Raw genomic sequence first — 21,436 nt, forward strand, 5'->3', positions numbered from 1 at the left:
AGGCGCCGTCTGTCATCCAGCCTTCAAATCAATCGCGGACAATAGCCCTTACAGAAAGTTAAGGGGCGTCCAGACATGACCGATGTTGCATTCGACCGCGCGGTAGCAGATCCCGCGCCGATCCAGCCGGCCTCGCGGCCAAATCTCGACAAGGGCTTCAATCCGCTGACGATGATCCTGTTCTTCGGCATCCTCGCCGCGGGTCTGCTCTATGTGGCCTACAGCATCTATTCGGATGTCGATGCGACCGGCACGCGGGTCACGAGCTACCTGCCCTACATCCTCCTTATCGTTGCCCTCCTGATCGCGCTCGGTTTCGAATTCGTCAACGGCTTCCACGACACCGCCAACGCGGTAGCGACCGTGATCTACACCCATTCGCTGCCGGCCGAAATCGCGGTGATGTGGTCGGGCTTCTTCAACTTCCTCGGCGTGCTGCTCTCGTCCGGCGCGGTGGCCTTCGGCATCGTCTCGCTGCTACCGGTCGAGCTGATCCTGCAGGTCGGCTCGAGCGCCGGTTTCGCGATGGTGTTCGCGCTGCTGATCGCCGCGATCCTTTGGAACCTCGGCACCTGGTATTTCGGCCTGCCGGCCTCTTCCTCGCACACGCTGATCGGCTCGATCATCGGCGTCGGCGTCGCCAACGCGCTGATGCGCGGCCGCGACGGTACCTCGGGCGTGGACTGGGGCAAGGCCATGGAGATCGGCTATGCGCTGTTGTTGTCGCCGCTGGTCGGCTTCGTCTGCGCCGCCGGCCTACTGCTGCTGCTCAAGCTGATCATCAAGAACCCGGCGCTCTATGCCGCCCCTGAGGGTCACAAAGCCCCACCGATCTGGATTCGCGGCCTGCTGATCCTGACCTGCACCGGCGTCAGCTTCGCCCATGGTTCGAACGACGGCCAGAAGGGCATGGGCCTGATCATGTTGATCCTGATCGGCACCGTGCCCACAGCCTATGCGCTCAACCGCGCATTGCCGGAGTCGCAGGTCGCCCAGTTCGCGAAGGTCTCAGATGCCGCCTCCAAGGTGGTTGCGGCCAAGGGCGCCGGCCATGCGATCATCGGCGATCCCCGTCCTGCGGTGACGCAGTACGTCACCTCGCATCACATCAGCGAAGGCACCTACCCTTCGCTGTCAGTGCTGGTGAAGGATGTCGGCGAGCAGGTCGCGAAATACGGTTCGCTGAACAAGGTGCCGGCGGAAGTCGTCGGCAACACCCGCAACGACATGTACCTGACTTCGGAAGCGATCCGATTCCTGATGAAGGACAAGGAAAACGACCTCAGCAAGGAAGAGGTCGCGACCTTGAACGCCTACAAGGGCGGGCTAGACAGCGCGACCAAGTTCATCCCGACCTGGGTGAAGGTCGCGGTCGCGATCGCGCTCGGCCTCGGCACCATGATCGGCTGGAAGCGCATCGTCGTCACCGTCGGCGAGAAGATCGGCAAGACCCATCTCACCTACGCGCAGGGTGCCTCCGCCGAGCTCGTCGCCGCCGCCACGATCGGCGCCGCCGACGTGTTCGGGCTGCCGGTCTCGACCACCCACGTGCTGTCGTCCGGCGTCGCCGGCAGCATGGCCGCGAACGGTTCGGGTCTCCAGGTCGCCACCATCAGGAACATGATGATGGCCTGGGTGCTGACCTTGCCCGTCGCTATCCTGTTGTCGGGCACGCTGTACGTGATCTTCTCGCGGATCTTCTGAAGCCGATCACGTCACTCGAAGACAAAGGGCCCATGCGATGCGCGGGCCCTTTTTCGTTTGTGCTTTCGGATTGATCTTGCGCTTGGCCTTACGACGCCGCGAGCGATTCCTCGACCAGCTTGACCCAATACGATGTGCCGTAAACGATGGCGTCGTCGTCGAAATTGTAGGCGGGGTGATGCAGGCCGGCGCTGTCGCCGTTGCCGCAGAAGATGAAGGCGCCGGGGCGCGCTTCCAGCATATAGGCGAAATCCTCGCCGCCCATCAGCGGCGACATCTCGAGCACATTGGCCTCGCCCGCAACTTGCCCGGCGATGCGACGTGCGATCTCGGTCTCCGCGGCGTGATTGTTCACCACGGGATAATTCCGCTTGTAGTGCAGATCGATCTTGGCGCCGGTGATCTGCGCCACGCCCGCCACAACCTCGTGGACGCGCTTCTCCACCAGCTTGCGCACCTCCGGCGACAGCGTGCGGATGGTGCCCCTCAGTGTCGCGGTTTGTGGAATCACGTTACGGGCATTGCCTGCGTGGAACTCGCAGATCGAAATCACGGCCGATTCCAGCGGATCGACGCTGCGCGCAACGATCGACTGCAGCGCCGTGATCACCTGTGCACCGACCAGAACGGAATCCACACATTTGTGCGGCCGCGCGGCATGGCCGCCGAGGCCCTCGATCATGATATCGACCTCATCGGTCGCCGCCATGATCGGACCCGGCCGGATCGCGAACGAGCCCACCGGAATGCCCGGACCGTTGTGCATGCCGTAGACCTGCTCGATGCCGAAGCGCTCCATGATGCCGTCCTTGACCATGGCCAAGCCACCCGCGCCGCCCTCCTCGGCCGGCTGGAAGATCACCACCGCATCGCCGGCGAAGTTGCGGGTCTCCGCGAGATAGCGCGCAGCACCGAGCAGCATCGCGGTGTGGCCGTCATGGCCGCAGGCGTGCATCTTGCCGGGAGTCTTCGAAGCGTAAGGCAAGTTGGTCTGTTCCTCGACCGGCAGCGCATCCATGTCGGCACGCAGGCCGATGGCCTTGAGGCCCTCGCCGGCCGGCTTGCTGCCCTTGATCACGCCGACCACGCCGGTCTGGCCGATGGCCGTCACAACCTCATCGCAGCCGAATTCGCGCAGGCGGTCCGCGACGAATGCTGCGGTGCGGTGGACGTCGTAGAGCAGCTCCGGATGCTGGTGGATGTCCCGGCGCCAGGCCTGAATATCGGGTTGAAGGTCGGCGACGCGGTTCACGATGGGCATGGAGGGTCTCAAGCTTTGTTGAAAATGCAGGCCTGTCTACCATGCAAGCACCAGTCCACCCAACTGGCAGGGATCTGGGTAGCTCTGTCCTCCCGTCATGGCCGGACTTGTCCCGGCCATCCACGTCTGACTATTAGAACGGAAAGTGCGTGGATGCCTGGGACAAGCCTGGGCATAATACCTATTGGGTGGAAGCAGAATGCCAAGGCGGCTCGAAGGTGAGTTTGACTATATTGTCGTTGGGGCCGGCACGGCGGGCTGCATCGTCGCCAACCGGCTGTCGGCCAATTCCAGCAATCGCGTCCTCCTCCTCGAAGCCGGCGGCGACGACAACTGGATCTGGTTCCACATTCCCGTCGGCTATCTCTTCGCCATCGGCAATCCGCGCTCGGACTGGATGTTCAGGACCGAGGCCGAGCCCGGCCTGAACGGCCGCTCGCTCGCCTATCCCCGTGGCAAGGTGATCGGCGGCTCCTCGGCGATCAACGCCATGATCTCGATGCGTGGACAGGCCGCCGATTACGATCACTGGCGCCAGCTCGGCATGACCGGCTGGGGTTATGACGACGTGCTGCCGCTGTTCAAACGGCTCGAGGATCACTTCCTCGGCGCAAGCGAGCATCACGGCGCCGGCGGCGGCTGGCGCATCGAGGCGCCGCGGCTGTCCTGGGACATACTGGAGGCCGTTGGCGATGCGGCTGAGGAGATGGGCATCAAGCGCATCCCGGATTTCAATACCGGCGACAACGAAGGCACCAGCTATTTCCACGTCAATCAGAAGCGCGGCCGGCGCTGGTCGTCGGCGCGCGGCTTTCTCAAGCCGGTATTGAACCGCCCGAACCTGCGGCTCGAAAAGCATGTGCTGGTCGATCGTCTGATCATCGAACAGGGCCGCGCCGTCGGCGTGCTCTTCATCCAGAATGGCGAGATCATCGAGGCGCGTGCGAAACGCGAGGTGGTCCTCTCGGCAGGCGCGATTGGCTCGGTACAGGTGCTGCATCGCTCCGGCATCGGACCTGCCGACTGGCTGTCGCCGCTCGGCATCGACATCGTGATGGACAAGCCCGGCGTCGGCCGCAATCTGCAGGATCATCTGCAGCAGCGCGCGATCTACAAGGTCGAAGGCGTGCGCACACTGAACGAGACCTATTACAACCTGGTTCGACGCGGCCTGATGGGCCTCGACTACGCCTTCCGCCGCCGCGGGCCGTTGACCATGGCGCCGTCGCAGCTCGGCATCTTCACCCGCTCCGATGCGACGCGCGCACGCGCCAACATCCAGTTCCACGTGCAACCGCTGTCGCTCGACAAGTTCGGCGATCCCCTGCACCGCTTTCCCGCGATCACGGTGAGCGCCTGCAATCTCCAGCCGACATCGCGTGGCACCGTACGTCTGCGTTCGGCGGCGCCGGACGAGAAGCCCATCATCGCGCCGAATTATCTTTCAACGGACGACGACCGTCAGGTCGGCGCCGATGCCATCCGCACCACCCGCCGCCTTCTGCAGCAGAAGGCCTTGGCAAAATACCGCCCAAGCGAATATCTGCCCGGCCCCGCCGTCGGCGACGACGATGCCTCTCTGGCCAAGGCCGCCGGCGACATCGGCACCACCATCTTCCATCCCGTCGGTACCGCGAAGATGGGCGCAGCAAATGATCCGATGGCGGTGGTCGACGAACGCCTGCGCTTCTACGGTCTCGGCAGCCTTCGCATTGTCGATGCCTCGATCATGCCGACCATCACGTCTGGCAACACCAACACGCCGACCGCGATGATCGCCGAAAAGGGCGCAACAATGATTTTGGAGGATTCGAAGTGAATGCGTAGCCGGATGGGGCGTAGCGAAATCCGGGAGAGGACGCTCGATTGGTCCCGTATTCCGCTACGCTCCATATGGGCTACGCGTCCAACCACCTCACGAAAACGTCATCGCGTCCGGGAATAAGTCCCCTCCTCTCCCAATCACATCTCCGAAGCCCAATTCCGGGCGGAGTGGAGCTGCGCGATGAGCGGACACGATCACGGTGAGGACGGCTTAAGCCGCCGCAAGGTGTTGGAATGTATGACCTGGGCGGGCACCGGTGTGCTCTGGACCGTCACCGGTGGCGTCCCGCGCTCGCTCGGCATCATCGATTCCGCGCAGGCTGCGACCGCGGCGGCGCCCGGAATGACCTTCCTCCAGATCAGCGACAGCCATGTCGGCTTCGACAAGCCGGCCAATCCCAACGCGCTCGGCACGCTGGAGGAAGCCGTCAACAAGATCAACGCGATGCCGGTCAAGCCGTCCTTCATGATCCACACTGGCGACATCACGCATCTCTCCAAGGCCGCCGAGTTCGACAATGCCGATCGCATCATCTCGCAGAGCAAGCTCGACGTGCACTACGTGCCCGGCGAGCATGATTTCCTCGACGAGGACGTGAAGTTTTATCGCGAGCGCTACGGCCGCGGTACCAAGGGGGCAGGCTGGTATTCGTTCGACGCCGGCGGCGTGCACTTCATCGGCCTCGTCAATGTCGTCGACCTCAAGGCCGGCGGCCTCGGCAATCTCGGTGCCGAGCAGCTCGCCTGGCTCGAGGACGATCTGCGCGGCAAGTCGAAATCGACGCCGATCGTGCTGTTCGCCCACATTCCGCTCTGGACCGTCTACCCCGAATGGGGCTGGGGCACCGAGGACGGTGCTCGCGCGCTGGACCAGGTGAAAGGCTTTGGTTCGGTCACCGTGCTGAACGGCCACATTCACCAGGTGATGCAGAAGGTCGAGGGTAACGTCACGTTCCATACCGCACGTTCGACCGCCTTCCCGCAGCCCGCGCCCGGGGCGGCTCCTTCGCCCGGACCGATGAAGGTCGAGGACGCAAAGCTCCGCGCGATGCTTGGCGTTGCCAGCATCAACTTCAAGCAGAACGAGCAGCGGCTCGCGATCATCGACACGCCGCTCCAGGGTTGATGCAAGGCTAACGGAAGCTGACAATGAAGACTCTCAATCGCCGCGACTTCGGTGTCGCCTCCGGTCTCGCTTTGGCCGCGGCCATGCTGTTAACCGCCACAACCGCCCGTGCCGAGGACATGGAGGTGCATATCGACAATTTCGTCTTCCAGCCGGCCGAGCTCAGGATCAAGGTCGGCACCACCGTGACCTGGACCAATCGGGACGACATCCCCCATACCGTGGTGTCGGCCGGCAAATTCAGGTCCAAGACCCTGGACACGGACGACAAGTTCTCGTTCACCTTCACCAATGCGGGCGACTACAAATATTTTTGTTCTCTGCACCCGCACATGACGGGGATGATCAAGGTTGAGTAACATCTCGAACCAAGGCATCAACGTCTTGCCCGGCCGGTGGTCCCACGCCGGCCGGGCTCGTGTGCCTTCGGTCAAACTCAGGGACGAAACGAACAGGGACGAGACGAACAGCGACGAAACCAAGCAACGAGCAGAACAAGAGGCAAAGCGAGGAGCGATGCCCGCCAACGACGATTTGCAGAAGGCGCAACGCTTCCGCGAGGCAGCGCTGCCCCATCTGGACGACGTCTACACGCTCGCGCGCTATCTCTTGCGTGACCCCTCCGATGCCGAGGACGCGGTGCAGGAGTGCTATCTGCGCGCGCTGAAGCATTTCGACAGCTATCGTGGGCCGGCGATAAAGCCTTGGCTGTTCGCGATCCTGCGTAACGTCTGCAATGCCGAATATGCACGGCGCGCACACAGGCACAGCGCGATCGAGGATACGCCCGGCGCTGCCGAGCAGACGCCGATCTGGCAGGAGACCGAGGCCAGCCCCGAAACCGAAGTGCTGCGCAGCCGCGATGCGGGCGCGATCCGCAAGCTGATCGACGCGCTCGCCGAGCCGTTCAAGGAAACGTTCGTGCTGCGGGAGATCAACAACCTATCCTATCGTGAAATCGCCGAGGCCGCCGGCGTGCCCGTCGGCACTGTGATGTCCCGCCTCGCCCGCGCTCGTGCCATGCTGCGCGCGGCCTGGACGGCGGATGAGGAGCAAGCAAGATGACCTGCGACGAAGCAAGAATCCTGCTTCACGCGCTGCTCGACAACGAGCTCGATGCCGGCCACGCGCGCGAGGTCGAAGCCCATATCGCCAGCTGCCCGGCCTGCGCTGCGGAGTTCGCCGCGCAGCGCGAGATGCAGCGCGTGCTCGCAGACGCCGATTTGCGCTACACCGCACCGGCGAGTCTGCGTGCGCGTATCGAGGCCTCGCTGCCGCAGCCGCAGCATCAACAGCCGAGCCGCCGCTCCGTGCTGCGCGGCTTTGCGATGGGCTCGGCAGTCTCTGCGCTCGCCGCCTCCGGCGTCGTCGCATTGGTGCTGCGCCAGGACGACCAGCAGCGGATCCTGTCGGAGGTCGTCTCCGCGCATCTTCGCTCGCTGCAGGCCGGCCATCTCATCGACGTGGTCTCGACCGACCAGCACACGGTGAAGCCGTGGTTCAACGGCAAGCTCGACGTCGCCCCACCCGTGATCGACCTCACCGCGCAAGGTTTTACGCTGGTCGGCGGCAGGCTCGACTATATCGACGCCCGTGCCATCGGTGCCGTCGTCTACAAGCGCCGGCAGCACGTCGTCAATCTGTTCGTGTCGCAGACATCGAACGCGGAATACCGCGCGCCCAAGACCGAAACCATGCAGGGCTTCAACTGCCGGCGCTGGGGCAATCGCGGCCTGAGCTTCTGGGCCGTCAGCGATCTCGGCGCAGACGAGCTTGCCGAATTCGTCGACAAGTTCGAGGCGGCGATGAACGGTTAGCCTCTGCGCATCCAGTCATTCGAGCGGAGGAAACCGTTCGAAGACGGGCAGTTCGTGAGCCCGCTCCATCCAGCCAATCCGCTCGGCGACTTGAATGTGCATCGTCGCCGGTATGGCATCGGGGTCATCATAGGTGCCGCTCTGGACATCGATGATATCAGGCATCAGGTTTTCGTTGATATAGAACAGCCCCGTGCCGCAATCGGCACAGAAGTGACGTCGTCCATGCTCGGATGATCGATAGATCTTCGGCTGACCGCGCACGACTTTGACGGCTTTGAGCGAATACATCGCCCAGCCCACCATCGGTGCCCCGGAGTGACGGCGGCAATCCGCGCAATGGCAGAGCGCATGCACCATCATGTCGCCGTTCACTTCATAGCGGATGGCGCCGCAATGACAGCCGCCAGTCAAAGGCATCGCCCACTCCTCTCCCGGTTAGGTCAATGCCGGAAAATAAGCGTCGATTTGGAATTTCGGGAGACGGACTGCTTCAGCAGGTCGCACGTCGCGACATCAGGCCGCAGCAGAGGCCTCACGCAGACCTTCGCACCGCATTGTCCACCAGCGTCTTGCCGAGCGACCAGATCGCGCCGGGAACCTTGTGGCTGCCGGCGATGACGTCGTCGAACGCGCGCTCGATCCAGCCGCAATCTTCCTCGGTGATGGTGAGCGGCGGCAGAAGCTTGATGGTGTGGCTGCCATGGCCGGCGACTTGCGTGAGGATCTTGTGGTCCTTGAACAGCGGCACGGTGATGAGCTGGCAGAACAGGCCCTTATTGGCCGCCTCCAGCACGTTCCAGGACGCCCGCAGCCGCAGCGATTTCGGCGGGCCGAACTCGACGCCGATCATCAGGCCCTTGCCGCGGACTTCCTTCAACAGCTCGTAGCCAGGCACCATGCGCGTGAGCGCGAGGCGCAGCTCGGCACCGCGCTTGGCGGCGGACTCGATCAGCTTCTCGGACTCCATGATGTCAAGCGTGGCGATGCCCGCAGCCATCGCCAGGTCGTTCTTGGAGAAGGTCGAGCCGTGCACGACGGCGCGGTCCATCTGGTTGAATATCTTGTCGAAGATGCTTTTGCGCGTCAGCACCGCGCCGACCGGCACATGGCCGCCGGACAGCGACTTCGACAGCAGCACCATGTCGGGCTCGACGTTCCAGTGCTCGACCGCGAGGAAGCGGCCGGTGCGGCCCATGCCGGTCTGGATCTCGTCGGCGACGAACAGCGTGCCGTATTTCTTGCAGAGCGCAGCTGCACCCGGCAGGAACTCGTCGGTGGGCATGTTGACGCCCTTGCCCTGGATTGGCTCGACGACGAAGGCCGCCATCTCGCGCGAGGCCAGCGCCTTTTCGAGCGCGGCGAGATCGTTGAACGGGATCGAAGTGCATCCCGGCAGCAGCGGCTCGAAGCCGGTGCGGAAGTTCGAATCACCGGTCAGCGACAGCGCGCCATAGGTCAGGCCGTGATAGCCGTGGGCACAATAGACGATCCCCGGACGACCGGTGGCGCCGCGGGCGAACTTGATCGCCGCTTCGACGCATTCGGCGCCGGAATTGGCGAAGAACGCCTTGTCGAGATAGGGGACGTATTTCAGGAGCCGCTCGGCGAGCACGCCGGCGAACACCGAGACGTCGAACTGGACGAGGTTGGGCAGGTCGGCATCGAGCACGCTCTTGAGCGCCTCACGCATGACAGGATGATTGCGCCCGATCGCAAACACGCCAAAACCGGACAAGAGGTCGAGATAGCGGGCCCCGTCGCGGTCGTAGAGATACTGTCCCTGCCCCTTCTGGAAGCCGACATCGTAGCCGATGGTCTTCAGAACCCGAACGAACTGCTCGTTCAGATGCCGATTATGCAGGGCGCTGCGCTGGGCCTGGCGGTCCGCGAACAGCTGAGACATGTCTGGATTTGGGCTGTGCATCCGCTACATACTTCGGTTGAGGGCCGTCTCGTCAACTGAAAACGGAACGTCGCTGAAAACGGTCTGTGCGGCCTTTTGCCCTTTTTCGGACCATCTTCGCAAGCAGAGCTTTAGACCATGTTGCACTGCCAAGGAACTATCATGCGTTTAGCCCTTTACACCGGACTAATACTGGCTGGCGGTTACACCTGCCTGAACCCGGCGCTCGCGGCCGATCCGACCGGCGACTGGCGGGTTGCCGACGGCGTCGCCAACATTCGTGTCGCCCAATGCAATGGCAGCATGTGGGGCGCGGTTTCCTGGGAAAAACAGCCCGGGGGCCGCGACGAGAACAATCCGGACGCGTCGAAAAAGACCCGGCCCACGCTGGGCATGGCGACCCTGATCGACATGAAGAAAAAGCCCGGCGCCGATCAATGGGAAGGTCAGGTCTACAATGCCAAGGACGGCCAGCTCTACAGCGCAACCATCACGCCGGTTGGCACCGACCAGCTCGAGATCAAGGGCTGCGTGATGGGGTTCCTGTGCGGTGGCGAGACCTGGACCCGGGTCAGCCCCCCGATTCCCTTGAGCTCCGCCAACGCCATGGCCAAGGGCGCGCCGAAGCCCACCGGCGCGGCGCCGAAAGCCCCGGGAACGACCGGCGCTACGGTGGCGCAGCCTGCGCCCGCAGCCCCGAAGGCCGCCGGCACCGCCAAACCCGGTCAGAAGGGCGCCGCCGACCAGGTCGGCGACATCTGCCTACTCCCTGAGATTGCGGGGTTTGCCCATTAGGGCAGGCTGAAACAGCAGCACGGCGGCGAGCGTCGTCACCAGCGACAACGCCAGCAGCTTGCCCATGCTGGACGTGCCGGGATGGCTCGACAGCCAAAGGCTGCCGAACGCGGTGGCCGTTGTCAGCGCGCTGAAAAAGATCGCGCGCGTCAGGCTGGTCTGGAGCAGGTTTGTCCTGCCCGAGCGCCAGGCCACGACATAGTAGATCTTGAAGGCCACGCCGACGCCGAGCAGCAGCGGGAACGCGACGATATTGGCGAAGTTGAGCGGCAAGCCGATCAGCACGCAGATCTCGAGCGTGACCGCGCCTGCCACCAACAGCGGCACCAGCGTCATCAACACGTCGACGAACCGGCGCAGCGTGATCCACAGTAATAGGCCGATCACCAGCAGCGCATAGATTCCGGCATGGATGAACGCCTTCACCACGGTGTCGCCGGATTTCAGGATCGAGACCGGACCGCCGATCGCGGTCGGCTCGGCAACGAGCACCGCCGCCGCAAATTTGCGTAGCGTGTCGTTGTCGTTGGGATCACCCTTCGGCAGCGCCTCGACGCGGATGATACCGTCCTTGCTCTTCCAGGCGCTGACGAGATCTGCCGGCAATGACTTCAGGGTGACCGGCTCGGCCTGCAACGCGTTCCGGAGCTGGTCGAACACGATCTTCATCGGCGCGACGAACACGTCCTGCGCCTTGTTCCGTGTGGCTTCATCGGCATTGGCGAGCTTTTCCAGCGCATCCGCGAGCCGACGCGAGGCAACCGCACCCGGGCCCTTCGCATCGCCTGCGGTCCGGCGCAGATTGTCGACCGACGATTTCAGCGCATCGACGTTTTCCTTGTCCGACGGCGCGGCGTCGATCTGGTCGGGATTGAGCGCGGGGTTCAGCACCTTGGCGCCCTGCGCGAGCAGCTTCAGCTTCGGCGGCTGGTCTTCAGGAACGAAGCTGTTGAGCGACATCACCCGCAACACCTCCGGCACCTTCTCCAGCTTCGCCTCCACCTGCCTTGCCTGCTCTTCCGACGTGGTCATCACGTTGATGGCATTGGCGCCCGTGTTGGGATCCTTGCGCAAGTCGAGGAAGGTCGCGATCGACTCTGCCTTCGGGTTGCGCAGATTCATCGGGTTGAAGTCGAACTTCATGAAATAGAGCAGCGGCAGGCCGGCGACCGCCAGAAACATGGTGCCACCGACGACCAGCACGCGGTGCTTCTCCAGGAAGTGATCGAGCGGCGCCAGGAAGGCATAGCCGACCGGCTCTTTCTCACCGGGCGGGTTCAACAGCTTCAGCATCGCCGGGAGCACGGTGATGCTAGTGAGGAACGCGACCAGCATGCCGACGCCGGCGATCTGGCCGAGTTCGGCGATACCCTTGTAGTCCGTGGGGATGAAGCAGAGGAAGCCAGCCGCGGTCGCCATTGCCGCCAGCGACAACGGAATTGCCGAGCGCTTGGCGGCCAGGATCAGCGCACCCGAGAGATCGTTGTGCTTGTAGCGCTCGGAGCGATAGCGGACGCTGTACTGGATGCCGAAATCGACGCCGAGGCCGACGAACAGCACGGCGAATGCGATCGACAGCAAATTGAGCGAGCCCACCATCATCAGGCCGGCGGCGGTGGTCAGCGCAAGACCGACGAAGAGATTGACGAACACCGCGAAGATGATCTTCGCCGAATGCAGCGCCAGCCACAGGATGAGCAGCACGACGAGGACCGTGCCGATGCCATTGACGACGGCGCCTTCCTGGACGGTTGCATATTCCTCGTTGGCGATCGGGACCGGCCCGGTCAGCCGGACTCGCGCCTGATATTTGGTGGCAAAATCCAGATCGGCTGCGGCCTTGCGGATCGCGTCGGTTGCGCCCTTGCCGGGCTCAAGCGCGTTGTAGTCGAGGATCGGCTTGAACTCGATGAAGGCGCGCTTGTCCGAATCCGTCAGCGGCTCGTCACTGACGAGTTGGCGCCAGGAGAACGTCGCATTGCCCTTGTTGAGCACGGTCTCGACCGTTTGCGCGATCTGGTTGAAGGGCCGTTCGGTGTTGTCGAGCTTGACCTGCCCGCGCTTGACGCCGGCAAGTCCCGTCTCGAGCGCGCCGGTCAGGCCGCGGATCGAGGGATCGCCCGCCATGATCTCGATCAGGGGTGCTGCGGATTCGAACTGGCCGGTGACCTTGGCAACTTCCTCTGTCGGCAGGAACAACAGACCATTCTTCTCGAAGAACTCGCCGGTGCCGAGCTGCTGCATCGACTGGAATTCGGTCTTGTTGTCCTTCAGCTTGGCATAGAGCGCGTCCGACGCCGCGGTCGCCATCTCCGGCGTCTTGGCTTCGACCACCGCCGTAATCGTCGCATCGCGGTCGAAGGCGCGATCGAACTGCTGGTCGCGTTGGCGCCAGTCCAGATTTTGGGCAATCAGCGAGTTGATGTCGGTGTTGATGGCGAAATGCTGGGACGTGTAATAGCCCGCCCCCACCGCCAGCAGGAGCCCGAGAACGACGACGAGGGAGGCAAACCGGGTGCAGGCCCTGACGATGGCAACGACGACGCTTTGCAGCACTACTTTTCTTTCTGCGGTTAACAGCTTGCCGGAAACGCCCGCTGTTTAACGGAGTTCCCGGCCGAAACCTATTGCTGTTTTGAGTGGTTATCGCCGTCAGAAGCTTCGAGGTAAACGGCGGAAGACCATGGCATAATCATGCGGACCATCGGTATAGCCGAGGAGTTGAGGCGGGAAAGTGACGAAGCGTGCGCACAAATGTCGCCACGTTGCTGCCACGGGCACCCTCTACTATAATACCGCGAAACTGATCCGGCAGGGAACCAAAGTTCATTCCACCTTTCCTTACGGCCGATTTTTTGACACAAAGTACTGCACCTCCATGCACCGGGGCCCCGGCAGGGGTGGGCGGCTACCGCGTGCGCCGAACCGATGGTGCGGATATTGCAACTCATTGGTTCGTATCGGGGTGTCCCCTGAACTTGAGAGCGGATTGGTGCAACTTGCGTGATGGCCGTCCAATGGAAGTTTATCTGGCGCAACCGCGCGGCTTTTGCGCGGGGGTAGTGCGTGCGATCGAGATCGTGGAACGGGCGCTGGAGAAGTACGGCCCGCCCGTCTACGTGCGCCATGAGATCGTGCACAACAAGTACGTCGTCGAGAGCCTGAAGAACAAGGGCGCGATCTTCGTCGAGGAACTGTCGGAGGTGCCGCCGAAGGCGGTGACGGTCTTCAGCGCTCATGGCGTCGCCCGCAGCGTCGAGGAAGAAGCGGCCGCGCGCGACCTTCCGGTGCTCAATGCCACCTGCCCCTTGGTCACGAAAGTTCACAATCAGGGGAAGCGCTACATCGCCAGGGGCCGCACCCTGATCCTGATCGGCCATGCCGGCCACCCCGAGGTCGAGGGTACGATGGGCCAGGTTCCCGCCCCCGTACTGCTGGTCCAAAGCGTTGAAGAGGTTAAGGCCCTTGAGCTGCCGGCGGATACGCCAGTGGCCTATATCACCCAGACCACCCTGTCGGTGGATGACACAAAGGACATCATTTCGGCCCTGCAGGCCCGCTTTACAGATATTCAAGGCCCGGATATCCGGGATATCTGCTATGCGACACAGAACCGCCAATCTGCGGTAAGGGACTTGAGCAAGCTGGTCGACGTGATCTTGGTGGTGGGCGCTGCCAATAGCTCGAATTCGAACCGGCTCCGCGAAATCGGCACTGAGGCCGGTGTCGCGAGTTATCTGATTGCCGACGGCAGCGCGCTCAATCCGGAGTGGTTGAAAGATGCCAGAACCGTCGGTGTCACGGCTGGCGCTTCGGCGCCCGAGGTACTCGTGGATGACGTGATCGAAGCAATGCGGCGGATCGGACCGGTCAAGGTCTCGGTGCTCCCGGGCCGCGAGGAAAACATCGAATTCCGGCTTCCGGCCGAACTGGCTGCGAGCTGACCCACCCCAATTTCAAGCCCAGAAAGAAACTTGTAATGGCTATCCCCTTCTTCAAGGAAATGCGTATCGGCGGCTATTTGATCAAGCAGAAGCTGCTTGGCCGCAAGCGCTATCCGCTCGTGCTGATGCTGGAACCACTGTTTCGCTGCAACCTCGCCTGCGTCGGCTGCGGCAAGATCGATTATCCGGATGCGATCCTCAACCGCCGCATGACGGCGCAGGAGTGCTGGGACGCGGCCGACGAGTGCGGTGCGCCTATGGTCGCCATTCCCGGCGGCGAGCCGCTGATCCACAAGGAGATCGGCGAGATCGTGCGCGGCCTCGTCGCGCGCAAGAAGTTCGTCTCGCTCTGCACCAACGCGCTGTTGCTCGAGAAGAAGCTCGATCTGTTCGAGCCCTCGCCCTACCTGTTCTTCTCCGTGCATCTCGACGGCCTGAAGGAGCACCACGACAAGGCCGTGTCGCAGAAGGGCGTGTTCGACCGCGCCGTCTCCGCGATCAAGGCGGCCAAGGCCCGCGGCTTCACCGTCAACGTCAACGCCACCATCTTCGACGGCCACCCGGCCGAAGAGATCGCCAAATTCCTCGACCTGACCGTCGAGCTCGGCGTCGGCGTCTCGATGTCGCCGGGCTACGCCTATGAGCGCGCGCCGGACCAGGAGCACTTCCTCAACCGCACCAAGACCAAGAAGCTGTTCCGCGACGTCTTTGCGATGGGCAAGGGCAAGAAGTGGAATTTCATGCATTCAGGCCTGTTCCTGGACTTCCTCGCCGGCAACCAGGAATACGAGTGCACGCCGTGGGGCATGCCCGCACGCAACATCTTCGGCTGGCAGAAGCCCTGCTATTTGCTCGGTGAAGGCTATGCAAAAACCTTCAAGGAGCTGATGGACACCACCGATTGGGAGACCTACGGCACCGGCAAGTACGAGAAGTGCGCCGACTGTATGGCCCATTGCGGCTACGAGCCGACGGCGGCGACCGCCGCCATCAACAACCCGCTGAAGGCGATGTGGGTGTCGCTGCGCGGCATCAGGACCACGGGTCCGATGGCGCCGGAGATCGACATGTCCAAGCAGCGTCCTGCGCAGTACATCTTCTCCGCGGAAGTGCAGAAGCGCCTGTCGGAGATCCGCAAGGACGAGGCCGCCGCCGCACAGGAGAAGGCCGCACGGAAGGCGTCGACCGCCGCGTAAGCGCGCTAGTCCCACCAACAAGAAAAGGCCCGATCGCCAATGGCGACCGGGCCTTTTGTTTTTAGTGATCGCAGAACCCGCTCAGGCCGCCTCGGAGACCAGCGCCTCGCTGTCGACCAGTTCGGTGCCGATCAGGAAGTCGCGGCAGCCGCGCAGGCTGCGTAGCGCGCGGTTGAAGTCGAGGCCGGTCGAGACCAGTCCGTGCAGCGCAGTCGGGTTGCGCGCGATGCCGCGCAGCACGGCCAGCACGTCGATCTGGCCATTCGGCTTGATGGCGGCGCGGGCGAGCGCCGGCAGCGCGCGATGGGCGGGATCGCTGATGACGCGGACCGCGGCGAACGGCAAGCCGGCCTCGGCGGCGTAGGCGGCCGCGATGTGGCTTTCCATGTCGACGGCGGCCGCTCCCGTCTCCGAATGCAGCGCCGCCTTGCAGGAGCGCCCCGTGACCACTTCCTCGGCACCCGCGAGGCTGCCGCGCACAACGCGGCGGCGCCCCGACGTCAGGCGGTCGATGAGGTCGTCGCCGAGCGAGAGGCCAGCGGCCCAGCGGGTATCGCCCGCGAGCACCTCGGTCGCCAGCACGACGTCGCCGGAGCGCAGCGTCGGGTCGAGCCCGCCGGCCACGCCGAAGGAGATCACACCGCGAATCGTCTCGGGATCCAGCACCGTCAACAGCGCCCGCAACTGGGTGGGGCTGCTCGACGAACAGATGACCGCCATGCCAGGCCCGGCCGCGATGCGGGCCTCCTGAACCAGTCCAGTCACGATCAATATCGGCCGCGGATCAACGGTTTGACCCGCGGTAAGATAGTCCCCCGTCCCCAAAGTCACATTCCGACCCCTACCACCCTGCTGTTGGTGTTCCGCAAGTTCCGATACCGCGCCAACGCCCACAGCGGGAAGAACTTCGGATAACCATGGTACCGTAGATAGAATACACGGGGAAAGCCTGTGGCGGTGTACCGCTGTTCGTCCCACAGTCCTTTTTCGTTCTGTGTTGCAATCAGGTACTCCACCCCGCGGGCGACGGCCGGGTGATCAACCTCGCCAGCAGCCATCAAGGCAAGCAAGGCCCATGCCGTTTGCGAGGCGGTCGAGGGGGCGGCCTCCCATCCCCGATAGTCCAGCCGGTAGCTGACGGCATCCTCGCCCCAGCCGCCGTCCTGGTTCTGGATCGAGGCCAGCCAGCCGGCCGCTTTCCGCATCATCGGGTCGTCATGGCGGACGCCGGCCATGTTGAGGGCGCACAGCACCGACCAGGTTCCGTAGATGAAGTTCATGCCCCAGCGGCCGTACCAGGACCCTTCCGGGTGCTGGGTCTTGCGGAGGTAGGCGATCCCGTCCGCGACATGCTTGCTGGTCTCCGCGGTCTCGCCGAGCTGGGCCAGCATCGAGATGCAGCGCGCGGTGACGTCCTCGGTCGGCGGGTCGAGCAGCGCGCCGTGGTCGGAGAACGGGATGTTGTTCAGATAATATTCGAGGTTGTTGACGTCGAAGGCGGCCCAGCCGCCGTCGTTGCTCTGCATGCCCTCGATCCACTCCCGGGCACGGTCGATCGCGGCGTCATAGCCGGCCGCACCGTGCTCCCGGCGCATCCGGTCCATCGACATCACGACCACCGCGGTGTCGTCGAGATCGGGATAATGGGCATTGTTGTACTGGAAGGCCCAGCCGCCCGGGCGTACGTCGGGCCGCTTCACCGCCCAGTCGCCCTTCACCTCGAGCTCCTGCTTCGGGATCAGCCAGTCGAGACCCTGCTTGGCGGCCGGCACCGCCTTGTCGCCGCCGGCTTCGAGCAGCGCGTGGGCGGTCAGCGTCGTGTCCCACACCGGCGAGACGCAGGGCTGGCAATAGGCTTCGTCGTCCTTGATCACGAGCAGCTTGTCGATGCCCCGGCGCGTGATCGCGCGCGGCGGGAAGTTCTCGTCCTTGCCGAGCGCGTCGTACATCATGACGATGTTGGCCATCGGCGGATAGATCGCGCCCATGCCGTCCTCGCCGTTCAGCCGCTCCTCGGTGAAGGCGAGCGCCGCGTCGATGGCGCGTTTGCGCAGGCTCTTGGGAAACATCGGCTCGACCACGCGCAAAATGCCGTCGAGCGCGCGGAACAGCACGAACCAGGCCATGCTCTGGTGCGGCGCCTTGGCGGTCATGCCGATCGAGCGCGGATCCTGCAGGAACAGCTCGTCGATGCCGACGCCCTTGGGATTCTTCGCCCGTGGCTTCAGCGCGGCGATGACCATCAGCGGCACCATGGTGGTGCGCGCCCAGTAGGAGATCTTGTTGATGTGGAACGGCGACCAGAACGGCAGCAGCACGATCTCGATCGGCAGCACCGGTACCGCGCGCCAGGTCACGACGCCAAACATCGCAAGCATGAAGCGCGTGAAGACATTGCTGTGAATGGCGCCGCCGCGGGAATGGATCGCCTCGCGCGCACGCACCATGTGCGGCGCGTCGATGGAATCCCCGATCATCTTCAGCGCGAAATACGCCTTGACGCTGGCGCTCATGTCGAACTCGCCGTCATGCACCAGCGGCCAGCCGCCATGGGCGCCCTGCACGCGGCGAAGATAATTGGCGATCTTGGCTTCGAGCACGGCATCGACCGACTCGGCGAGATAATGGCGCAGCAGGACGTATTCGGCCGGAATCGTGCAATCTGCCTCGAGCTCGAATACCCAATGGCCGTCGGGTTGCTGGAAGCCGAGGACGCCTTCGGTGGCCGACGCAATGCTCGATTCCAAGTTCCTGAATTCTTGGGCTTCGCGGCTGGTCGCGTTCACGGAATCCATCTCGCTCGATTGCTCCGATAGTCGATTGAATGGGCCGAAATTGACCGGGACAAATGCCCGTCAGGGCCGCCTGTCACTATCCCTTGGCGGCCAGAACCAGATCGGCGGCGCGATCACCGGATCGGACCGATCCCTCGATGGTTGCAGGCAATCCCGTAGCAGTCCAATCGCCTGCAAGAAACAGGTTTTTCAGCGCAGTGACCGGCCCTGGACGCAGGGCATTCTGCGCCGGCGTCGCCGCAAATGTGGCACGGCGCTCGCGCACGATCTGCCAGGGGGGCAGCTCGCCGGAAACACCGCCCGCCTTGCAGACGTCGTTCCAGATCGCCTGCGCGAGTTCCTCGCGCGGCATGTCGACCAGACGGTCGCCGTTGCTGATGGTGACGGACAGCCGGTTCGGGAACGAAAACAGCCATTCCACGACGCCGCCGATCACGCCGAGGATCGGTGCCGATCCCGCCGGCGGCTCGACGCGGAAATGCGCATTCACGATGGCGCGGAATTCGGTCGGCGTCTTCAGGCCCGGCAGCAGGTTGGAGGCAGCGCGCGGCGGCACCGCCATCACGACGACGTCGCCTTCGCTGATCTGGATCACATCCTCGCCGCCGAAATTCAGCGCGCCGACCTTGCCGTCATGGGTCGCAAACGAGCGCAGCTCATGGCCGAGCTGAACGCTGTGCCCGCGCCCCTGCAGGAACGTCACGGCGGGCTCGATCAGTACCGCGCTGAGCCCGTCGCGCGCGATCAGGGGACGGCAGGCCTGCCCGCCGGCGAGCAGCGTCTCGCGCACGATCGCGCCGGCAAGCCCCGCCGAGCCTTCGGGTGGATCGACGTTGAGGGCCGCGAGCAGCAGAGGCTGCACCAGGCGCTGATAGAGAACGCCTTCGCACGGAATTGACTTGCCGACCAGCGTCTCTTCCGATGCCCAGATCAGCGGCGCCAGCTTCAGATAATCGGTCAGCCCAGTGTCGGGGACGCGGCGGCTCTCGTCGAGCACCCAGGTCGGGAGCCGGCCGTCGCCGAGGTCGATCTGCCAGCGCTGCCCGGTCTTGAGATCGACGAAGGGAAACTGCGCGCGCTCCGGACCGACGAGGCCCGCCTCGGTCCCGATCGAACGCGCATAGGCGCGCGCATGGCTATTGCCGGACAGCAGCAGATGGTTGCCGTTGTCGATGGTGAGATTGGTGGCGCCGTCGAAATAGGAACGGCAACGGCCGCCGGCCTGCTGCGTCGCTTCGTGCACGGCGACCTTGAAGCCGGCATTGGCAAGTCGCACGGCGACGGAGAGGCCGGAGATTCCAGCGCCAATGATGTGAGCTGTTTTTTGCATCAGATGAGAGCGTATCGGAGCAGGATGGCGATACGTGTGATCTTCGACACACGCACCGGCTCGCGCGGCGCGTTGAACCCGCGCGCGATCAGGAGATCCAGAATGGCATGATAGTATTTCGACATCATCCGCGGCGCGCGCACCGCGCGGCGCCGGTTGCGGTTCATGATCTCGTCCGACTTCTCGAAATACACTTTTGCGCGCTGCGCCAGTGGCAGGCAGACCTTCGGCAGCGCGCGCTCGACGATCACGCGGTCCGGATCGTTGGAGGTGATGCCGGCATGCAGCAGCGCTTCGCGCGGCAGATAGAGCCGGCCGAGGCCCGCGTCCTCGTCGATGTCGCGCAGGATGTTGGTGAGCTGGAGCGCGCGGCCGAGATGATGGGCGAGCTCGATGCCGTCTTCTTCTGGCAAGCCGAAGACCCGGACCGACAGCCGCCCTACGGCGCTCGCGACGCGATCGCAGTAGAGATCCAGCGTCGCCATGTCGGGCGCGCGGATGTCCTGCGGCACGTCCATCTCCATGCCGTCGACGATGGCGAGGAAATCCTCGCGCTTGAGGCCGAAGGTCTTCACCGAGGTGACGTAGTCCTTCAGCCGCGGCGGCGGATTGCCCTGGTAGAGCGCATCGATGTCGTTGCGCCACGCCTGAAGGGCGGCGAGCCGTTCGTCGCGCGGGCCATCGGAATCGGCGATGTCGTCGACCTGGCGGCAGAAGCTGTAGATCTGGAACATCGCTTCACGCTGGTCGTGCGGCAGGATGCGCATCGCGGCGTAGAACGAACTGCCGGATGCGGTCGAGCCATAATTGGCGCCGGGCGAGGTCGCCTCAAGCGTCATGTGCAGTCCCCGGTCTGGAAATGGCCTTGCGTCCGACCGTGCGGCGGCCGACTTCGCCGATCATGCCGGCGAGGCTGAAGGTGAGGAGCTCGAGCTTGTTCAGGTGCACGCGCTCGCGCAGGGGATCGCGCACCTTCAACAGGCGCACGATGCGGTCGGCATAGGCCTGGATCACCGAGACCTCGACGCCGAGGCGGAAATCCCGGATCTCCGCAGCTAGCGACCTGCCCTCGGCGAGCAGCGCTTCGTTGCGGACGGCGAGAGCCTGAAGGCAGGCCAGCATCGCCGGTGGCGACTGCGCCAGTCCGAGCTGCTCGACCGAGGCGCCACTCGCGGCCAGCGCATCGCGCGGCAGATAGACGCGGTTGAGCTCGCGGAAATCCTTGCCGCAATCCTGGAGGTGGTTGTTGATCTGCAGCGCTGCGCAGAGCGCATCTGACGCGGCCCAGGTCGAGGTGCTCTCACCATGGACGTCGAGCATGAAGCGGCCGACCGGCATCGCCGAGTAGCGGCAATAATGGATGACCTCGTCCCAATTCTCGTAGCGCAACTTGGTCACGTCCATACGGAACGCGATGAGCACGTCGAGCGCGTGGCGCGACGCCATGCCGCGTTCGGCCAGTGCGTGCCGCAGGCTGACGGCCTCGGCCTGGGTGTCGCCTTTGCCGAGCAATTCCGCCTCGAGCAGGTCGAGATAAGCGAGCTTCTCGTCCGGCGGCAGCGTGGCGTGGTCGGCGATGTCGTCGGCGGTGCGGACGAAATTGTAATACGCCAGGATCAGCGCGCGATGACGCGGATGAATGATCCAGGACGCGACGGGAAAATTCTCGTCGCGCTCACCCTTGCCGGATCGCAATTCGCTCGCAGAGGTCATCGAGGGCTGGTCTACAATCGTTTGG

General features: G+C 63.9%; 18 protein-coding genes. 9 read left to right on the forward strand and 9 right to left on the reverse strand.

The window, feature by feature from the left end; translation table 11 throughout:
- Window positions 1–75 precede the first annotated feature (75 nt).
- Window positions 76–1,704 (forward strand): inorganic phosphate transporter, encoded by a 1,629-nt coding sequence (locus IVA93_RS25525; protein WP_247541273.1) that lies wholly within the window; start codon window positions 76–78, stop codon window positions 1,702–1,704.
- A gap of 88 nt (window positions 1,705–1,792) precedes the next feature.
- On the opposite strand, the gene IVA93_RS25530 is transcribed toward IVA93_RS25525, so the two are convergent.
- A complete protein-coding gene (locus IVA93_RS25530; protein ID WP_247371049.1) occupies window positions 1,793–2,965 on the reverse strand; it encodes a M20 aminoacylase family protein in 1,173 nt (390 codons plus the stop codon).
- Window positions 2,966–3,164: 199 nt separating this feature from the next.
- On the opposite strand from IVA93_RS25530, the gene IVA93_RS25535 reads away from it, so the two are divergent.
- From IVA93_RS25535 to IVA93_RS25555, 5 genes are all read left to right on the forward strand, one after another.
- Entirely contained in the window at window positions 3,165–4,784 is a 1,620-nt protein-coding gene (locus tag IVA93_RS25535; RefSeq protein WP_247789263.1) for a GMC family oxidoreductase, read from the forward strand.
- 186 nt (window positions 4,785–4,970) lie between these two features.
- Window positions 4,971–5,915, forward strand: a complete 945-nt coding sequence (locus tag IVA93_RS25540) for a metallophosphoesterase family protein (RefSeq protein WP_247371055.1) — start codon at window positions 4,971–4,973, stop codon at window positions 5,913–5,915.
- Window positions 5,916–5,938: 23 nt separating this feature from the next.
- Window positions 5,939–6,274, forward strand: a complete 336-nt coding sequence (locus IVA93_RS25545) for a cupredoxin domain-containing protein (RefSeq protein ID WP_247371058.1) — start codon at window positions 5,939–5,941, stop codon at window positions 6,272–6,274.
- A 157-nt stretch (window positions 6,275–6,431) separates the two neighbouring features.
- The gene (locus IVA93_RS25550) at window positions 6,432–6,980 is read left to right on the forward strand and encodes a sigma-70 family RNA polymerase sigma factor (protein WP_018456913.1); all 549 of its coding nucleotides are present in this window, start codon (window positions 6,432–6,434) and stop codon (window positions 6,978–6,980) included.
- A complete protein-coding gene (locus tag IVA93_RS25555) occupies window positions 6,977–7,732 on the forward strand; it encodes an anti-sigma factor family protein (RefSeq protein ID WP_247789264.1) in 756 nt (251 codons plus the stop codon). Before IVA93_RS25550 ends, IVA93_RS25555 begins: the two co-directional genes overlap by 4 nt.
- Before the next feature lie 15 nt (window positions 7,733–7,747).
- On the opposite strand, the gene IVA93_RS25560 is transcribed toward IVA93_RS25555, so the two are convergent.
- Together IVA93_RS25560 and hpnO are read right to left on the reverse strand one after the other, a co-directional pair.
- On the reverse strand, window positions 7,748–8,152 hold the full coding sequence (locus tag IVA93_RS25560; protein WP_018456915.1) for a GFA family protein: 405 nt from the start codon (window positions 8,150–8,152) through the stop codon (window positions 7,748–7,750).
- 115 nt (window positions 8,153–8,267) lie between these two features.
- Window positions 8,268–9,659: an aminobacteriohopanetriol synthase HpnO gene (gene hpnO, locus IVA93_RS25565; RefSeq protein WP_247371062.1), complete on the reverse strand. Its 1,392-nt coding sequence runs from the start codon at window positions 9,657–9,659 to the stop codon at window positions 8,268–8,270.
- Between the two features lie 141 nt (window positions 9,660–9,800).
- On the opposite strand from hpnO, the gene IVA93_RS25570 reads away from it, so the two are divergent.
- Window positions 9,801–10,433: a DUF2147 domain-containing protein gene (locus tag IVA93_RS25570; protein ID WP_204510664.1), complete on the forward strand. Its 633-nt coding sequence runs from the start codon at window positions 9,801–9,803 to the stop codon at window positions 10,431–10,433.
- On the opposite strand, the gene hpnN is transcribed toward IVA93_RS25570, so the two are convergent.
- Window positions 10,401–12,989, reverse strand: a complete 2,589-nt coding sequence (gene hpnN, locus IVA93_RS25575; RefSeq protein ID WP_018456918.1) for a hopanoid transporter HpnN — start codon at window positions 12,987–12,989, stop codon at window positions 10,401–10,403. The genes IVA93_RS25570 and hpnN overlap by 33 nt on opposite strands.
- 461 nt (window positions 12,990–13,450) lie before the next feature.
- On the opposite strand from hpnN, the gene ispH reads away from it, so the two are divergent.
- Together ispH and hpnH are read left to right on the forward strand one after the other, a co-directional pair.
- A complete protein-coding gene (ispH, locus tag IVA93_RS25580; RefSeq protein ID WP_035993095.1) occupies window positions 13,451–14,377 on the forward strand; it encodes a 4-hydroxy-3-methylbut-2-enyl diphosphate reductase in 927 nt (308 codons plus the stop codon).
- A gap of 35 nt (window positions 14,378–14,412) precedes the next feature.
- Window positions 14,413–15,573 carry an adenosyl-hopene transferase HpnH gene (hpnH, locus tag IVA93_RS25585; protein ID WP_007593619.1) on the forward strand — a complete coding sequence of 387 codons (1,161 nt, stop codon included), beginning with the start codon at window positions 14,413–14,415 and terminating at the stop codon, window positions 15,571–15,573.
- An 81-nt stretch (window positions 15,574–15,654) separates the two neighbouring features.
- Here hpnH and IVA93_RS25590 read toward each other — a convergent pair whose 3' ends face one another.
- The 5 genes from IVA93_RS25590 to hpnC form a co-directional block, all read right to left on the reverse strand.
- A complete protein-coding gene (locus IVA93_RS25590; protein WP_026233265.1) occupies window positions 15,655–16,404 on the reverse strand; it encodes a phosphorylase in 750 nt (249 codons plus the stop codon).
- On the reverse strand, window positions 16,401–18,368 hold the full coding sequence (shc, locus tag IVA93_RS25595) for a squalene--hopene cyclase (RefSeq protein WP_247371065.1): 1,968 nt from the start codon (window positions 18,366–18,368) through the stop codon (window positions 16,401–16,403). The genes IVA93_RS25590 and shc overlap by 4 nt, the downstream gene beginning before the upstream one ends.
- Window positions 18,369–18,444: 76 nt before the next feature.
- Window positions 18,445–19,698, reverse strand: coding sequence for a hydroxysqualene dehydroxylase HpnE (gene hpnE / locus IVA93_RS25600; protein WP_085352235.1), 1,254 nt, complete (start codon window positions 19,696–19,698; stop codon window positions 18,445–18,447).
- On the reverse strand, window positions 19,698–20,537 hold the full coding sequence (hpnD, locus tag IVA93_RS25605) for a presqualene diphosphate synthase HpnD (RefSeq protein WP_018456923.1): 840 nt from the start codon (window positions 20,535–20,537) through the stop codon (window positions 19,698–19,700). The genes hpnE and hpnD overlap by 1 nt, the downstream gene beginning before the upstream one ends.
- The gene (gene hpnC / locus IVA93_RS25610; protein ID WP_018456924.1) at window positions 20,527–21,411 is read right to left on the reverse strand and encodes a squalene synthase HpnC; all 885 of its coding nucleotides are present in this window, start codon (window positions 21,409–21,411) and stop codon (window positions 20,527–20,529) included. Before hpnC ends, hpnD begins: the two co-directional genes overlap by 11 nt.
- Window positions 21,412–21,436: the final 25 nt, after the last annotated feature.

This window comes from Bradyrhizobium sp. 155 (genome assembly GCF_023101105.1).
In the GTDB taxonomy this organism is placed as follows: Bacteria; Pseudomonadota; Alphaproteobacteria; order Rhizobiales; family Xanthobacteraceae; genus Bradyrhizobium; species Bradyrhizobium canariense_D.

What these genes read in the sequence shown, in the direction of transcription:
- IVA93_RS25525 (WP_247541273.1), top strand. Translation starts at nt 76, where the DNA reads ATGACCGATGTTGCATTCGACCGCGCGGTAGCAGATCCCGCGCCGATC.
- IVA93_RS25530 (WP_247371049.1), bottom strand. Translation starts at nt 2,965, where the DNA reads ATGCCCATCGTGAACCGCGTCGCCGACCTTCAACCCGATATTCAGGCC.
- IVA93_RS25535 (WP_247789263.1), top strand. Translation starts at nt 3,165, where the DNA reads ATGCCAAGGCGGCTCGAAGGTGAGTTTGACTATATTGTCGTTGGGGCC.
- IVA93_RS25540 (WP_247371055.1), top strand. Translation starts at nt 4,971, where the DNA reads ATGAGCGGACACGATCACGGTGAGGACGGCTTAAGCCGCCGCAAGGTG.
- IVA93_RS25545 (WP_247371058.1), top strand. Translation starts at nt 5,939, where the DNA reads ATGAAGACTCTCAATCGCCGCGACTTCGGTGTCGCCTCCGGTCTCGCT.
- IVA93_RS25550 (WP_018456913.1), top strand. Translation starts at nt 6,432, where the DNA reads ATGCCCGCCAACGACGATTTGCAGAAGGCGCAACGCTTCCGCGAGGCA.
- IVA93_RS25555 (WP_247789264.1), top strand. Translation starts at nt 6,977, where the DNA reads ATGACCTGCGACGAAGCAAGAATCCTGCTTCACGCGCTGCTCGACAAC.
- IVA93_RS25560 (WP_018456915.1), bottom strand. Translation starts at nt 8,152, where the DNA reads ATGCCTTTGACTGGCGGCTGTCATTGCGGCGCCATCCGCTATGAAGTG.
- hpnO (WP_247371062.1), bottom strand. Translation starts at nt 9,659, where the DNA reads ATGCACAGCCCAAATCCAGACATGTCTCAGCTGTTCGCGGACCGCCAG.
- IVA93_RS25570 (WP_204510664.1), top strand. Translation starts at nt 9,801, where the DNA reads ATGCGTTTAGCCCTTTACACCGGACTAATACTGGCTGGCGGTTACACC.
- ispH (WP_035993095.1), top strand. Translation starts at nt 13,451, where the DNA reads ATGGAAGTTTATCTGGCGCAACCGCGCGGCTTTTGCGCGGGGGTAGTG.
- hpnH (WP_007593619.1), top strand. Translation starts at nt 14,413, where the DNA reads ATGGCTATCCCCTTCTTCAAGGAAATGCGTATCGGCGGCTATTTGATC.
- shc (WP_247371065.1), bottom strand. Translation starts at nt 18,368, where the DNA reads ATGGATTCCGTGAACGCGACCAGCCGCGAAGCCCAAGAATTCAGGAAC.
- hpnE (WP_085352235.1), bottom strand. Translation starts at nt 19,698, where the DNA reads ATGCAAAAAACAGCTCACATCATTGGCGCTGGAATCTCCGGCCTCTCC.
- hpnD (WP_018456923.1), bottom strand. Translation starts at nt 20,537, where the DNA reads ATGACGCTTGAGGCGACCTCGCCCGGCGCCAATTATGGCTCGACCGCA.
- hpnC (WP_018456924.1), bottom strand. Translation starts at nt 21,411, where the DNA reads ATGACCTCTGCGAGCGAATTGCGATCCGGCAAGGGTGAGCGCGACGAG.